Here is a 15605-nt window from a genome sequence, read left to right as displayed (position 1 = left end):
AAAGCGGCTCGCCAGTGGGACTGGTTTTCCACATAACAGGTTCCCCGGTTCATGCTCAATTGCGCTGCCACAGTAGGATTGAGCCCGTGACTAGCGAGCAGAACAAGAACTTCGACCTCTCGGCTTCCTTCAAGGCGTACGACGTCCGGGGCATCGTGGGGGAATCCATCACGGCTGAAATCGTCGAGGCAGTCGGTGCTGCCTTCATCGACGTTTTGGGTCTTGAAGGTGAAACCGTCCTTGTTGGCGGAGACATGCGCCCGTCCTCGCCGGAGTTCAGCCAGGCCTTCGCGAACGGTGCTGCCAGGCGTGGCGCCAACGTCCAGTTGCTGGACCTGATCTCCACAGACGAGCTCTACTATGCCTGCGGTGCCCTGAACGCAGCCGGTGCCACGTTCACCGCCAGTCACAACCCGGCCGAATACAACGGCATCAAAATGGCCAAGGCCGGGGCGCAACCGATTTCCTCCGAGAGTGGCCTGAAGGAAATCCAGGCCCTTGCCGAGCAGTACCTGAACGAAGGCAGCATCCCCGCGGCAGCGGTGCGCGGGCAGATCGGTGTCCGGGACGTGCTGAAGGACTACTCCGAATACCTGCGCCAGTTGGTGGACCTCTCCGGTTCCCGTCCATTGAAGATCGTCGTGGACGCCGGCAACGGCATGGCCGGACTGACCACTCCTGCAGTGCTGGGCAACAAACTCCTCCCGGCCCTGCCGTTCGAGATCATCCCGCTCTACTTCGAACTGGATGGCTCGTTCCCGAACCACCCGGCCAACCCGTTGGAACCCGAAAACCTTCGTGACCTCCAGGCGGCAGTGATCAAGCACGGGGCAGACATCGGCCTTGCCTTCGACGGCGACGCTGACCGCTGTTTCGTGATCGACGAAAAGGGCGAGCCAGTCTCCCCGTCGGCAATCACCGGCATGGTCGCGCGCAGGGAGATCGCCCGAGCCCAGGCATCCGGGGAAGAAACCCCGGTGATCATCCACAACCTGCTCACGTCCAAGGCGGTTCCCGAGCTCGTGACCAAGGACGGCGGCCGGGCAGTCCGGACCCGCGTGGGGCATTCATTCATCAAAGCCGTGATGGCCGAAGAAGGTGCCGTGTTCGGCGGGGAGCACTCTGCGCACTTCTACTTCCGTGATTTCTGGAACGCGGACACCGGCATGCTCGCCGCGATGCACGTCCTGGCAGCCCTGGGCGAGCAGGACGGTCCCCTGTCCGAACTCGGACGCCAGTACGAGCCCTACGTCTCCTCCGGTGAAATCAACTCCGAGATCGACGACAAAGCAGGCGCCGTGGAGCGGGTTCGGGTGGACTTCGAGAACGATGACGTCGAGATCGACCACATGGACGGCAGCACTTTCAGTGCCAAGGACGGCAGCTGGTGGTTCAACCTACGCCCCTCCAACACCGAGCCCTTCCTCCGCCTGAACGCCGAAGCCAAAGACCTCCCCACCATGGAAAAAATCCGGGACCGCGTCCTGGCCCTGGTCCGGGCATAGGGAGTGTCAAACATGAGCGAGCAGCCCATCGACGACACCGGTTCCACCGGGACCATCCAAGAGCGTGAACTCCGGGAGATTCTGGGGACTGCTCTGGGAACTGCCCAGGAGCACATTCTGCAGAACGGCGGCTTTCTCCCCTTTGGCATCACACTTTCGCACGAAGGTGAGGTGCGGATTGTCATGGTTTCTCCAGGAGAGCCGGACGAGGACGGTCACATTGATGCGGGGGCAATGTTGACGGATGTCCAGGAATTACTTCGCCAGGGTCGGAACGACTACCGGGCCGTGGCCATCGCAAGTGACGTCGCGCTGCCCGAGCATGGCTCGGACGGCATCCACGGCACCGCCGAGCACCGGGATGGCGGGGTCATGGCAGCCGTAATCCCCTATGTCCACACAGCCGATGGCTTCTCCTTCGGCGCCCTTGAGCCTGACACCCATGAGCCCTCGCTCTGGGTGGACTAGACCTGACTACGTAAGCTGATGCCATGAAAATCAACGCTTTCGCAGACGTGAGCCTCCGCGCCGTCATGGTGTTGGCGTCCGCCCCTGAGGGTACGTTGCTCACAACCCAGGCTGTTGCCGACGCCGTTGGTACTCCGTATAACCATGTCAGCAAGGCTATGGTCCGATTGCGCAGCCTTGGATTGATTGATGTGGAACGAGGCCGCTTGGGTGGCTCGCGCCTGAACGAAGCAGGACGCCAAGCAACCGTTGGCCAGCTCCTTCGCCACTTGGACAGCCGGCAGGATCCCGCCGAATGCCAGTCCCCCAACCATGACTGCCCCCTCATCACAGAGTGCGCTCTCCGGCACGCAATGAACCGGGCCCGCGAAGCGTTCTATCGTGAGCTCGACATCGTCGTCATCTCGTCCCTGCCCCATGCCCGGCAGATGAATCCGGTCTTCCAAACAATAGGCCTCCGGCCGGAATTCAGGTCCCCCGCAACCCTGCCCTGACGGCATGCGGCCGCAATCGCGTTCAGCGATTTGCACATCTTTTCTACAAGGAGTAGAAATTGAGGTGTAAATATAAGCATCCGAAATGCTTGTATTGTGATGGTTCGAATGACCCAACCGGACCCCTACCCCCAGGAGAATCATGCTCTCGGAAAAATCCCGCCCCATTATTGAAGCCACCCTTCCCCTGGTCGGCTCGCGTATTGGCGACATCACCGCAGACTTCTACAAGCGCCTCTTTGCAGCGCACCCCGAGTTGCTCGATGGACTATTCAGCCGCTCCAACCAGCGCTCGGGCGATCAGCAACAGGCACTCGCCGGGAGCATCGCCGCCTTCGCAACCCATCTGGTGAACAACCCGGGCACGCTCCCGGAAAAGGTCCTGGCCCGGATCGCCCACAAGCACGCCTCACTGGGCATCGCCGAAGAGCAGTACGGAGTGGTCTACGAGCACCTTTTCGCAGCAATCGCGGCCGACTTGGCGGACGTCATTACACCGGAAATCGCCGAGGCATGGACGGAAGTTTACTGGCTGATGGCAGACGCCCTGATCAAGCTTGAGAAGGACCTCTATGCCTCCCAGTCAAACAACAAAATGTGGATGCCTTGGCGCGTGGTTTCCAAGGTAACGGCTGGCAAGGACGCCATGACATTCACCTTGGAACCTGCCGACGACACTCCCGTAACGCCGGCCCTTCCCGGCCAGTATGTGAGCGTCAAGGTCGCCCTCCCTGACGGCTTGCGCCAAGTACGGCAGTATTCACTGTCAGGCGACGCCGGCACCAGCCGGATCTTCACCACCAAGCTAAACGACGGCGGCGAGGTGTCCACCGCCCTGCATACCGCCGTCGAACCTGGCGACGTGCTCGAAATTTCCAACCCCTATGGCGAGATCACCCTCAAAGAAGGCGAGGGGCCGGTTGTGCTCGCATCGGCGGGGATCGGGTGCACGCCGACGGCCTCAATCCTGCGTTCCCTGGCTGAGGCAGGCACTGATCGCCAGGTTCTTGTCCTGCACGCCGAACGCTCCATGGACAGTTGGGCTCTGAGCGGCCAAATGACGGCAGACGCTGCGAGCATTGACGCCGAACTTCAGCTCTGGCTTGAGTCGCCCCAGTCCAGCAACGAAGTGCACCGCGCCAAGGCAGGCTTCATGTCCCTGAGGGAAGTCGACATGCCGGCAGACGCTTCCTTGTACCTCTGCGGGCCGTTGCCTTTCATGAAGAAGATTCGCGACGAAGCGATCGAGGCCGGGATTCCGGCCACCCGGATCCACTACGAAGTGTTCGGCCCTGACGTCTGGCTCGCGAACTAGTCAAAGCAAGAGCCAGGACAAAAGCAACAAGCACGACGGCGGCCCGTCACTTTTCCAGCGAAAAGTGACGGGCCGTCGTCGTTCACTTAAGAACGCCGTTGTCCTTAAGAGGTCTAGCCCAGACGGCTCTTGAGGCCGTCCAGTTCGGACTGCAGCGCCGCGGGGAGGGACTCGCCGAAGTTGGCGAACCATTCCTCGATGGATGCCAGCTCGGTGGTCCATTCGTCGGCATCCACACGGACAGCTGCCTCGACCTCGGCCGGGGTCATGTCCAGTCCTTCAAGGTCGATGCTGTCGCCGGTCGGAACGAAACCGATCGGCGTTTCCACAGCGTCTGCCTTGCCTTCGAGCCGTTCGATGGCCCACTTCAGCACGCGTGCGTTGTCCCCGAAACCCGGCCACGCGAAGCCACCGTCAGCAGTACGACGGAACCAGTTGACCAGGAAGATCTTGGGCAGTCGCTCCGGGTTGGCCTTCGCCGACAGGTTCACCCAGTGGTTCAGGTAGTCGCCTGCGTCGTAGCCGATGAACGGCAGCATTGCCATCGGATCGCGGCGGACAACACCTACGGCGCCAGCTGCAGCAGCCGTGGTTTCCGAGGAAAGCGTGGCACCCATGAAAATACCGTTGGACCAATCGCGGGCCTCCGTGACCAGCGGGATGGTGGTCTTACGACGGCCTCCAAACAGGATTGCCGACAGCTCCACGCCGTCCGGGCTGAAGTACTCCTCGGCGAGCATGTCGATCTGGTCGATCGGCGTGCAGAAACGGGAGTTGGGGTGTGCGGCCGGGGCGTCGGAGTCCGGAGTCCAGGACTCGCCGCGCCAGTCGGTCAGGTGCGCCGGAGTTTCCTCCGTCATACCTTCCCACCACACGCCGCCGTCATCGGTCAGGGCAACGTTCGTGAAGATGCTGTTGCCCTTGGCGATAGCGCGCATCGCGTTCGGGTTGGTTCCCCAACCGGTGCCCGGGGCTACGCCGAACAGGCCAGCCTCAGGGTTGACGGCGCGGAGCTCGCCTTCCTTGCCAAAACGCATCCAGGTGATGTCATCGCCAAGAGTCTCAACCTTCCAGCCCTTGATGGTGGGGTCGAGAAGCGCGAGGTTGGTCTTGCCGCAAGCAGACGGGAAGGCTGCGGAGACGTAGTAGGTCTTCTGCTCAGGCGAGGTCAGCTTGAGGATGAGCATGTGCTCGGCCAGCCAGCCTTCGTCGCGGGCCATCACGGAGGCGATGCGCAGGGCGTAGCACTTCTTGCCAAGCAGCGCGTTTCCGCCGTAGCCCGAACCGAAGGACCAGATAGAGCGCTCTTCAGGGAAGTGGACAATCCACTTGTCCGGGTTGCACGGCCACGCGACGTCGGCCTGACCGGGTTCCAGGGGTGCGCCCAGCGAGTGGAGGGCAGGCACAAAGAATGCATCGGTCTGCGTGATGCGGTCCAGGACGTCCGAGCCGATGCGGGCCATAATCCGCATGGAAGCTACAACGTAGGCGGAGTCAGTGATCTCAACGCCGAACTTCGGGTCCTCTGCGTCCAGGTGGCCCATGACGAAAGGAATGACGTACATGGTGCGGCCGCGCATGGAGCCGGCGAACAGTCCGCGCAGCTTCTGCTTCATCTCCGCCGGAGCCATCCAGTTGTTGGTAAAGCCAGCGTCGCGCTCGTTCTCGGAGCAGATGAAGGTCTGCTCCTCTACACGGGCAACGTCAGCCGGGTCAGAGAACGCCGCGAAGGAATTCGGGAACGTTTCCGGGTTCAGCCTCGTCAGGGTGCCGGCCTCGACGAGTTCGTCGGTCAGCTTCTTGTTTTCTGCTTCGCTGCCATCAACCCAGTGGATGCGGTCCGGCTGAGTCAGCTCGGCAACTTCCTCGACCCAGGCCAGCAGGCGTGCATGCGTAGTAGGTGCCTTCTCAAGCAGCGGCAGTCGCGCCAGATCGCCCATTGCGGTTCCCTTCCTCGGGTTCAGTGGTGTGTCCTAAACGATAGGGGGCGCGGACCAGACCAATTCGTTGTCAGACATCGGACCTTCGAAGGCTGCAAAACGAAAAACCCCTAGAATTCAAGGTTTCAATCTCAGAGAAGGGCGTTTTAAGTGAGGAAGGTCACATAGACCGGTCTAGTTGTGCAGATTACAGCTTTTCGATTTGGAACTTCACATGAACTTCTGTAAAGTTTATTGAGGTTCGAGGGGGTCAGAGAAACAGACCGCCGAGAATCACACGAAATGCGCCCATAGCTCAGCTGGATAGAGCGTCTGTCTACGGAACAGAAGGTCAGGGGTTCGAATCCCTTTGGGCGCACAGATGAAGACCCGCACCGGTTCGCCGGTGCGGGTCTTTTGTTTTCCCGCTCACCCAAGTAAGTAGCAGCAGTGCGCGTTTAGAGCACGCTAAACGCGCACAACTGCGACTCAGTTGGGCCGGCCGCGCGCAGAAACGCAAGGGCCGCCGTCGTACTTTCCGAAAAAGTACGACGGCGGCCCTTGCCGCCAGTGGGAACGCCTACTCCCCCACGGCCTCGCTGATGCGGCGCCGAATGCCGTCGAAATGACGGTTGAGCAGCTCGGCTGCGAGGACCTTGTCTCCCGCTGCAACGGCGGCATAGATATTGCGATGGATTGCGGCGGTCTTTGCCAGGTCCTCATTACCGGCGCCGATCTCTACGTGGATCTTCCGGTACACCTTCCAGAAAACCCCCATGAGGTTGATCAGCAGCTCGTTGTTCAGGGGTTCGAATAGCCGGCGGTGGAACTCGGCGTCGGCGGCCACGAAGTTCTCACCGGCGGCGGCGAGTTCTTCCATTTGCTTCACGGTTTCCTCGATGGACGCGAGCTGCTCCTTGGTCATCACATCGATAGAGGAGCCGATCAGCCCAGACTCCAAGGCCTGCCGCACGTCCACCAGCTGCAAGGCTTCGAGTCCTTGGTGTCGGAGGGAAAGCCGACCCCGGAATGTCAGGCCATCAGCCAAAGCATCGAAGTTGCTGGGCGCCACGAACATCCCGAAGCCATGGCGGATCTCGATCACACCCAGGGCCTGCAGCACTTTCAGGGACTCACGCAACGTATTGCGCCCGACACCGAGGGCGACTGAAAGCTCGTTCTCTGTGGGCAACGGGTCACCCGCCTCGAGCTCGCGCTCAAGGATGAGTTCCATAATGTCCGACTGCAATGCACGCAGCCGGGCCTGTGCACTGAACCGCGCTTGCGGAACGACACCGGAAGTTGTCATGGCGCTCTCCTTGCCGATGCACTCTTCCCAGAGAGGCCTGTGTACCTCGGATGCAGAAGGAGTGCGGTGTTAATATTGAGGCGAGCTTTATGCCCACCACAGATGAGTGACTCGCAACATACAATATCGGATGTCCCACCTCCTTGATAGGTATGTCTTCGGAATTCCTCGAGAATTCCGCCTTCGGGCACCCGGGCAGCGAGGAACCCGCGGGTTTCCAGCTTCCCAGGCAGCCTCACCGTGATCCATTTCTCACTTGACGTCCCCTTGTGACCACCCTTACAGTTTCAATACGAGCATCGGACGTCCTACATCCGATAACCCACGACAGTCGAATGGTGAGGCACCCTATGAGCAAGACCATCAACAGCCTGCCGCTGGTCAATGACGCCAGCCGCCGGAACTTCCTCAAGCTGAGCGGCGCAGTTGGTGCAGCCGCCGCCTTCACGGCGACCCTTTCTGCGTGCGGCGGCGCTGCCAGCACCACCACGGGGAACGCAGCGAACACCGCTGCTGTGAACAAGGACCTCATGATCGAAGCTGGCATCTCCTACGCCCTCTCCACAGGCTTTGACCCGCTGAGCTCCTCGGGAGCCACACCGATGGCAGCCAACCTGCACATCTTCGAAGGCCTCATCGAGCTGCACCCAGCTACCCGCCAGCCATACAACGCCTTGGCAGCCTCGGATCCCAAGAAAATCAACGACACCACCTACCAGGTGACCATCCGCGACGGTGCCAAGTTCCACGACGGCTCTCCCGTCACTACCGACGACGTTGCCTTTTCCTTCACCCGCGTGATGGACCCGGCGAACAAGTCGTTGTTCTCCCAGTTCATCCCGTTCATCCAGGACGTCAAACCCCTGGACGCCAAGACCGTGGAATTTACCCTCAAGTACGCCTTCCCCGGCTTTGGACCGCGTATCTCCGTTGTGAAGGTCGTCCCCAAGGCACTCGCCAGCGATCTGAAGGCCTTCGACGCCAAGCCAGTCGGCTCCGGCCCCTACAAGCTGGTGTCCGCAGTCAAGGACGACAAGATCGTCTTCGAAGCATTCGCCGACTACAACGGCCCCAAACCTGCGCTCGCCAAGGGCATGACCTGGCTCCTTCTTTCGGACGCAGCCGCCCGTGTTACTGCTGTCCAATCCGGCCGCGTCCAGGCCATCGAGGACGTTCCCTACCTGGACGTCGACGGCTTGAAGTCCAAGGTCAAGGTGGAATCCGTCCAGTCCTTCGGCCTGCTGTTCCTCATGTTCAACTGCGCCAAAGCCCCGTTCGACAACAAGTTGGTCCGTCAGGCATTGCATTATGGCCTGGACAAGGATGCCATCATCAAGAAGGCCTTGTTCGGCAACGCCAAAGCCGCCAGCTCCTACTTCCAGGAAGGCCACCCGGACTACGTCAAGGCCAAGAACGTCTATGGTTTTGACACGAAAAAGGCCGAAGACCTGCTAAAGCAGGCCGGCGTCACGAGCCTCGAATTCGAGCTCCTCACCACGGACACCGCCTGGGTCAAGGACGTTGCACCGCTGATCCTTGAATCCTGGAACAAGATCCCCGGGGTCAAGGTCACCGTCAAGAGCCTCCAATCCGGCGCCTTGTACAGCGACCGCGTGGGCAAGGGTGACTACACCGTGGTTGCGGCCCCGGGTGATCCATCAGTGTTCGGCAACGATGCGGACCTGCTGTTGAGCTGGTTCTACTCTGGCGCCACATGGATGGAAAAGCGTGCCTTCTGGACCACCCCTGAGCGCGCCAAATTGCAGGAACTCATGAACAAGGGCTCCCAGGCGTCCGGCGAGGAGGCCAAGAAGGTGGTGGGCGAAATCGTGGATATGGTCTCTGACGAGGTCCCCCTATATCCCGTCCTTCACCGACAGCTTCCCAGTGCGTGGGACGAGAAAAAACTCAAGGGCTTCCAGCCTCTGCCCACCACCGGGTTGTCATTCATCGACGTCGGACGTACCGCCTAGAAACCCGAGTTGCGAGGCCTGCTTTGCGCACTAAATCCCCAAATAGCACGCAGAGCAGGACACCCAACCAAGCAGCACACCCAACCAACCGGAGAACAAATTGGTCACGATATTGCGTCTGCTAGGCCGCAGGCTTGCAGCATTGCCATTGATGATCCTGGGCATTACGTTGCTCGTCTTCCTCGTCCTGCAGGCCGCTCCCGGCGACCAAGCCAGTTCGGCCCTCGGTGACGGCGCCAGCGAGGAAGCCAAGCAGCAGTACCGCCAGGAAAATGGCCTGAACGATCCCCTGGTCCTGCAATACTTCCGTTTCCTTGGGAAGCTGCTGCAGTTCGATCTCGGAGTCACAACCCCGCCGGCGAAGTCGGTGGCATCCATGATCGGCTCTGCGTTCCCGCTGACGCTGCAGCTCACCTTCCTGGGCGTCATTATCGCAATTGTTCTGTCCCTGGCTTTCGGAATCCTCGGTGCCCTCTACCGGGACAAGTGGCAGGACCAGTTGGTCCGCGTCTTCTCGATCGCCGCGATCGCCACGCCCTCGTTCTGGCTCGGCATCCTTTTGATCCAGTGGTTCGCACTCGGCGCCAACCCCATGTTCCCCTCAGGTGGAATTGCGACGCCGGAGTCCGGCTTTGGCGGTTGGCTCAACTCGATGGCCCTCCCGGCACTCGCCCTCGGCATCCCCGTCTCCGCATCACTGATCCGTGTGGTCCGAACCTCCATGGTGGAGGAACTTGACCGCGACTACGTCCGCACCGCCATCGGCAACGGTGTCCCCTACCGCGAAGTGGTTTCCAAGAACGTTCTCCGCAACGCCCTCGTCACCCCGGTGACCGTGCTGGGACTCCGCGTGGGCTACCTACTGGGTGGCGCCGTCGTGATTGAAATGATCTTCGCCCTGCCCGGCATGGGCCAGCTGATCCTCAATGGCATCACCAATCTGGACGTCAACCTGGTCCAGGGCGTGGTTCTCACCATCTCTGTCACGTTCGTTCTGGTGAACATCGTGGTGGACCTTCTCTACCTGCTCATCAACCCCCGAATCAGGACGGTATAGCTCATGCGCAGCAAGCTCGCAGAACGGCTAAGTGCCCCGGGCATTCGTTTCAAGGCCCTGCCCTGGGGCTCCCGTATCGCCCTGCTCTTCCTCGTCATGATCGTGCTCGCGGCCATCCTCGCGCCGGTCATCGCTCCGCACGATCCCCTTGAGACGTTCATCCCGGCAACCCCGCCCGGCGCCGAGCACTTCTTCGGCACCGACCGCTTGGGCCGCGACATCTTCTCTCGCCTGCTCTTCGGCGCACAGTCCTCCCTCATGATCGGCCTCGGCGCGGTTGGCCTCGCCATCCTCGCCGGTGCGCTCCTTGGCTCCTTCGCGGCGACGTCCAGCAAGTCGGTCAACGAGATCATCATGCGGCTTATGGACATCCTCATGGCGTTCCCGGGCATCGCGCTTGCGGCGGTACTGCTGGCCGCGTTCGGCAACTCGGTTCCCACCATCATCATCGCGATCGCCATCATCTACACCCCGCAGCTTGCACGAGTGGTCCGCGCCAACGTGCTCGCACAATATGGCGAAGACTACGTCCGTGCCGAACGCGTGATCGGCGCCGGCCGCTTCTACATTCTGGTCAAGCACATTGTCCGTAACACCGCCGCTCCCGTACTGGTGTTCGCCACAGTGATGGTGGCCGATGCCATCATCCTGGAAGCGTCGCTGTCCTTCCTCGGCGCCGGCGTGCAGGATCCTGCTCCGTCTTGGGGCAACGTGATCTCCTACGGCCGCAACCTTGTGCTCTCCGGCGGATGGTGGGCAACAACCTTTGCCGGCCTGACCATCCTGCTGACCGTGCTGTCCCTGAACATCCTCGCCGAGGGCCTCACGGACGCCATGGTGAACCCGAAGCTCCGCCGCGCCCCCGCGGTGAAGGACGACGACGGCTCCACCGCTGCTGTTGTTGTGGACACCGAAGTTGCCACTTCCGTTGCCCAGCCTTCCGTAGTTGAAGAACACGAGCTCGACGGCGTCCGTGCAGCTTCCGGCGATGCCGTCACTTCCAGTGTGGCAACCTCAGCCGTCCTCACCGATGTGAAGCTCGCCGCCGCCAACCCGCACCTCCTGTTGGACCGCGAACTGGAACTGCTGGCAGCCATCGAGGCGAAGCGCACCGACCGGCTCCCGCAGGTATCTCCGGGTGCCCGCAATGTGCTGGAAGTGAAGAACCTGTCCATCCGCTTCCCGGGCCGGTTCGGCGACATCGCAATCGTGGACAACGTCTCATTCACCGTCCGCGAAGGCGAGACCATGGGCCTCGTAGGCGAGTCCGGTTGTGGAAAGTCCATCACTTCACTGGCCGTCATGGGTCTTCTGCCCAAGACCGCACAGGTCACCGGATCCATCAAGTTCGATGGCAAGGAACTCCTGGACGCAAACACTCAGCACAGCAACCCCAAGGCTTACGAGGGCCTGCGTGGCGAGCAGATTGCCATGGTCTATCAGGATGCTTTGAGCTCGCTGAACCCATCCATGAAGATCAAGGACCAGCTGGAGCAACTCACCAAACGCGGCGGCCGCAAGACACCGGCGGAGCTGCTGGAAATGGTGAAGCTGGACCCTGTCCGGACTCTTGCCAGCTACCCGCACGAGCTCTCAGGCGGCCAACGCCAACGCGTGCTGATTGCCATGGCTCTCTCCCGCTCACCGAAGATCGTAGTGGCCGACGAGCCCACCACGGCCTTGGACGTCACCGTGCAAAAGCAGGTTGTGGACCTCCTCAACGAGCTCCGCGAACAACAGGGCTTCGCCATGGTGTTCGTTAGCCACGACCTCGCGTTGGTGGCCTCCCTGGCCCACCGAATCACGGTCATGTACGCCGGCCAAGTGGTGGAATCCGCACAGGCTTCCGAGCTTCTGCAGAATCCGAAGCACGAGTACACCCGTGGCTTGTTGGGGGCAGTCCTCTCCATTGAGGCCGACGCCGTCCGCCTGCACCAGATCCCCGGCACGGTCCCTTCACCACGGGATTTCGCTGCGGGCGACCGCTTCGCGGCACGCTCATTGCGCGCCGACGCGGATCCCAATCAGAAGCTCGTCCTCACCACGGTTGCGTCGTCCACTGGCGATGATGCGGACCACTACTGGGCCAGCCACTTGAAGGAGGATGCGAAATGAACGCCACGCCCGTGATCGAGCTCAAGGACGTCAAGGTCTACCACCACGCCCGGACCGGCGGACTCTTCCGTCCAAACATCGTCAAAGCCGTGGACGGTGTGGACTTCAGCATCAGCCGCGGCGAAACCGTGGGCATCGTTGGTGAGTCCGGCTGTGGCAAGTCCACCCTCGCTTCAGTGCTTGTGGGACTGCAACCTCCGACGTCGGGCCAGGTCTTGTTCCATGGAAAGCCAGCTATCAAGCGCAACGCTGGCATGCGCAAGCAGTTTGGCCGCTCGGTCTCCGTGGTCTTCCAGGACCCGGCTACGGCGCTCAACCCGCGTATGACCATTCAGGACATCCTCACCGATCCCCTGCAGATCCACGGCATCGGCAATGCGACAACGCGCGCCGCCAAGGTCAAGGAACTGTTGGCCCTGGTTGGTCTGCCGCAATCGGCGGCCGAGGTGACGCCGTCGCAGGTTTCCGGCGGCCAGCGCCAGCGTGTGGCGATCGCCCGCGCACTGGCCCTGGACCCGGACATCATCGTGGCGGACGAGCCGACGTCGGCCTTGGACGTTTCGGTCCGCGCGCAGGTCCTGAACCTGCTGTCGGACCTGAAGACCCAGCTGAACTTGGGCATGGTGTTCATTTCGCACGACATCCAGACCGTTCGCTACGTCTCGGACCGGATCTGCGTCATGTACTTCGGCAAGATCGTCGAGCAGGGCACCGCCGCACAGGTCTTCGACAACCCGAGCAACGATTACACCAAGAAGCTGCTGGGCGCCGCGCCGAGCCTGCTTCACATCTAGTTTTTCCCTTCACAAGTTACAAACAACGGAGATTTCTGTGTCCACTCAGTTCCAGGGCGTCATTCCCCCGGTCATCACCCCCCGCCACGCGGACGGCAGCGTCGACACCGCGTCGCTGAAGAACGTCACCAAGCACCTGATCGACGGCGGCGTGTCCGGCCTTTTCGTCCTGGGCTCCTCCGGCGAAGTCCCCTACCTCACCAATGACGAGCGGGAACTTGTGGTCTCCACCATCGCGGACGCCAACGCAGGAGCGGTCCCGCTCATCGTCGGCGCCAACGAGCAGACAACCAACCGGGTCATCGAGGAAGCCCGAAAAGTGGTGGACCTGGGCGCTGACGCGATCGTGGTGACCTCCATGTACTACGCCATCGGCAACGCCGCAGAGACCGAAACGCATTTCCGCAGCATCCACGAGGCGATCGGCAAGCCGATCTTCGCCTACGACGTCCCCGTCCGCACCCACTTCAAGCTGCCCACGGACCTCCTGGTCCGGCTTGGCCGCGACGGCGTGATTGCCGGCGTCAAGGACTCCTCCGGCGACGACGTTTCCTTCCGCCAGCTGCTGCTCGCGGCCAAAGACATCCCCAACTTCGACATCTTCACCGGCCACGAAGTAGTGGTGGATGGAGCCCTCCTAGGTGGCGCCCAAGGTGTCGTGCCGGGTCTTGGCAACGTTGATCCGGCCGGCTACCGCCGTCTGTTCGACGCCGCGCAGGCTGGCCACTGGGCCCTGGCCGCGCGGGAACAGGACCGCCTGGCCGACGTGTTCGAAATCGTCTACACCCCCAACGGCCGTGTCTCCGGGGGCGCTGCAGGCCTGGGTGCTTTCAAGACCGCCCTGCAGGTGATGGGCGTCATTGAGTCCAACACGATGAGCGAGCCCATGCTGTCCCTCAACTCCGAAGAGACGGCGCTGATCCGCGAAATCCTGGAGCGGAACGGGCTGGTCTAGTCTTCGATGACCGTTTCCCTGACCCATGTGATCGGCGTTGACCTAGGCGGCACCAAGACCGCCGCCGGGGTTGTCTCCTCTTCCGGCGAGGTGATGGTGTCGGAGACCATTCCGACGTTGAACCGGGCTGGTGGCGAGGCAATCCTTGATGCCACTGCAGCGCTGATCTCGGGCTTGGTGGAGCGCGCCGCCGACGCCGGAGTTACAGTTTCCGGCGTCGGCGTGGGCTCTGCGGGGGTCATCGACGCTGCTGCCGGGACCGTTGTTTCGGCGACGGATGCGATTCTGGGCTGGGCTGGAACAAACCTGGCCGCAGGACTTTCCGCCCGTGTGGGTCTTCCCGTCCGGGCCGTCAACGACGTCCACGCACACGCCATCGGCGAAGCGTGGCTCGGTGCTGCCGCGGGGTCCTCAAGTTCACTCATGGTTGCGTTTGGGACCGGCGTGGGCGGCAGCTTTGTCCTTGGCTGGGCTCCAGTTTTGGGGCACCGCTTTGTTGGCGGGCACGTGGGTCACTTCGCATCGCCTTACGCCACGTTTGAGGGTGTTCCGTTGCCCTGCGTCTGTGGTTCGGCCGGGCATGTTGAGGCGATTGCTTCCGGGCCCGCCATCCACGAGTCGTACCTGCGATTTGGTGGTTCGGCCGTGGATGCTGTGGACACGCGCGGCGTGTTTGCGCTCGCCTCTTCTTCCACGCCCGACGGCGGTGCTGCCGCCACTGCCAGCCGAGCCGCTGCCTTGCGTGCCATTGATCTCGGCGCGGGCGCCGCAGGTCAAGCCGTGGGCGGGCTCATCAACATTCTTGATCCTGAAACCGTAGTGATTTCAGGTGGACTAGCCGACGCCGGCGAGCTTTGGTGGGAGCCCATGGAAGCCGCCCTCCGCCAAGAGCTGCTGGCGCCTCTCGCCCAGGTCCCCGTGGCGCGGGCAACCCTCGGCAACACCGCAGCCATTGTTGGTGCCGCGAAACTCGTCCTTTAGAAGAGAGACATCATGATCCTCACCCCCGAAGGCCTCGAAGCCCTCCGTTCCCAGCTGATCGTCTCCTGCCAGGCCTACCCCGGCGAACCCATGCGCGATCCCCGCACCACAGCTCAGGTGGCGGCCTCGGCTGTCATCGGCGGTGCCGCGGCGATCCGCGTCCAAGGGTTAGCCGACATACAGTTCACGCGTGCCGCCGTCGAAGTTCCCGTCATCGGCCTCTGGAAGGACGGGCATGACGGCGTCTTCATCACACCCACGCTCCGGCACGCGCTTGCCGTGGCGAACGCAGGCGCACATGTTGTGGCGATTGACGGTACTCGACGTTCCCGGCCTGATGGTTTGTCGTTCGCGGACACCGTGGCCGGAATCCACGCCGAATCGCACGCACTGGTCATGGCCGACTGTGGCTCCTTCGACGACGCCCTGGCAGCCGTTGATGCCGGAGCGGACCTGGTCGGAACCACTCTGTCCGGGTATACCGGCGAGCGCCACAAGACCGACGGCCCGGATCTGGAGCTTTTGGAGCAGATCGCTGCCGGCGGATTGGGTAAGCCACTGATCGCGGAGGGCCGCATCCATACCCCTGCCCAGGCCCGTCAAGCACTCGATGCAGGGGCATTTGCCGTAGTTGTCGGCACGGCTATCACCCACCCGGCGTCCATCACGGGCTGGTTCAAGGGTGCGATGCACGCCTAGCCCTAAGTTGCGAGGCCCACT

General features: G+C 62.0%; 13 protein-coding genes and 1 tRNA gene. 12 read left to right on the top strand and 2 right to left on the bottom strand.

Features of this window, described 5'->3' with window-relative positions:
* Positions 1-86 precede the first annotated feature (86 nt).
* The 4 genes from LDN90_RS03805 to LDN90_RS03790 all read left to right on the top strand — a co-directional run bounded on the left by LDN90_RS03805 (position 87) and on the right by LDN90_RS03790 (position 3782).
* A complete protein-coding gene (locus LDN90_RS03805) occupies positions 87-1505 on the top strand; it encodes a phosphomannomutase/phosphoglucomutase (RefSeq protein WP_223947981.1) in 1419 nt (472 codons plus the stop codon).
* Positions 1506-1517: 12 nt separating this feature from the next.
* The gene (locus tag LDN90_RS03800) at positions 1518-1973 is read left to right on the top strand and encodes a hypothetical protein (RefSeq protein WP_223947980.1); all 456 of its coding nucleotides are present in this window, start codon (positions 1518-1520) and stop codon (positions 1971-1973) included.
* Between the two features lie 23 nt (positions 1974-1996).
* Complete coding sequence (locus tag LDN90_RS03795) at positions 1997-2467, top strand: Rrf2 family transcriptional regulator (RefSeq protein WP_223947979.1); 471 nt, start codon at positions 1997-1999, stop codon at positions 2465-2467.
* A gap of 142 nt (positions 2468-2609) precedes the next feature.
* Positions 2610-3782 (top strand): globin domain-containing protein, encoded by a 1173-nt coding sequence (locus LDN90_RS03790; RefSeq protein WP_216921345.1) that lies wholly within the window; start codon positions 2610-2612, stop codon positions 3780-3782.
* A gap of 113 nt (positions 3783-3895) precedes the next feature.
* Here the strand turns inward: LDN90_RS03790 and LDN90_RS03785 are convergent, their stop codons facing one another.
* Positions 3896-5722 carry a phosphoenolpyruvate carboxykinase (GTP) gene (locus tag LDN90_RS03785; RefSeq protein ID WP_223947978.1) on the bottom strand — a complete coding sequence of 609 codons (1827 nt, stop codon included), beginning with the start codon at positions 5720-5722 and terminating at the stop codon, positions 3896-3898.
* A gap of 284 nt (positions 5723-6006) precedes the next feature.
* Here LDN90_RS03785 and LDN90_RS03780 point away from each other — a divergent pair.
* Positions 6007-6080 (top strand) — tRNA-Arg (locus LDN90_RS03780).
* A 201-nt stretch (positions 6081-6281) separates the two neighbouring features.
* On the opposite strand, the gene LDN90_RS03775 is transcribed toward LDN90_RS03780, so the two are convergent.
* The gene (locus tag LDN90_RS03775; protein WP_216921348.1) at positions 6282-7010 is read right to left on the bottom strand and encodes a FadR/GntR family transcriptional regulator; all 729 of its coding nucleotides are present in this window, start codon (positions 7008-7010) and stop codon (positions 6282-6284) included.
* A gap of 335 nt (positions 7011-7345) precedes the next feature.
* Between LDN90_RS03775 and LDN90_RS03770 the strand changes: the two genes are divergently transcribed.
* The 7 genes from LDN90_RS03770 to LDN90_RS03740 all read left to right on the top strand — a co-directional run bounded on the left by LDN90_RS03770 (position 7346) and on the right by LDN90_RS03740 (position 15584).
* Entirely contained in the window at positions 7346-8983 is a 1638-nt protein-coding gene (locus tag LDN90_RS03770; RefSeq protein ID WP_223947977.1) for an ABC transporter substrate-binding protein, read from the top strand.
* A gap of 151 nt (positions 8984-9134) precedes the next feature.
* Complete coding sequence (locus LDN90_RS03765; RefSeq protein ID WP_263426288.1) at positions 9135-10040, top strand: ABC transporter permease; 906 nt, start codon at positions 9135-9137, stop codon at positions 10038-10040.
* 3 nt (positions 10041-10043) lie between these two features.
* Positions 10044-12155 (top strand): dipeptide/oligopeptide/nickel ABC transporter permease/ATP-binding protein, encoded by a 2112-nt coding sequence (locus LDN90_RS03760; protein ID WP_223947975.1) that lies wholly within the window; start codon positions 10044-10046, stop codon positions 12153-12155.
* A complete protein-coding gene (locus tag LDN90_RS03755) occupies positions 12152-12949 on the top strand; it encodes an ATP-binding cassette domain-containing protein (RefSeq protein ID WP_223947974.1) in 798 nt (265 codons plus the stop codon). Before LDN90_RS03760 ends, LDN90_RS03755 begins: the two co-directional genes overlap by 4 nt.
* Before the next feature lie 37 nt (positions 12950-12986).
* Positions 12987-13904, top strand: a complete 918-nt coding sequence (locus tag LDN90_RS03750) for a dihydrodipicolinate synthase family protein (RefSeq protein ID WP_223947973.1) — start codon at positions 12987-12989, stop codon at positions 13902-13904.
* Positions 13905-13922: 18 nt separating this feature from the next.
* Positions 13923-14885, top strand: a complete 963-nt coding sequence (locus LDN90_RS03745) for an ROK family protein (RefSeq protein ID WP_223949229.1) — start codon at positions 13923-13925, stop codon at positions 14883-14885.
* 12 nt (positions 14886-14897) lie between these two features.
* The gene (locus LDN90_RS03740; RefSeq protein WP_223947972.1) at positions 14898-15584 is read left to right on the top strand and encodes an N-acetylmannosamine-6-phosphate 2-epimerase; all 687 of its coding nucleotides are present in this window, start codon (positions 14898-14900) and stop codon (positions 15582-15584) included.
* Positions 15585-15605 lie beyond the last annotated feature (21 nt).

This window comes from Arthrobacter sp. NtRootA1, from assembly GCF_019976975.1.
Classification (GTDB): Bacteria; Actinomycetota; Actinomycetes; order Actinomycetales; family Micrococcaceae; genus Arthrobacter; species Arthrobacter aromaticivorans.
The sequence above is the reverse complement of the archived record's forward strand: the minus strand, read 5'-3'. Positions and strand labels throughout refer to the sequence as shown.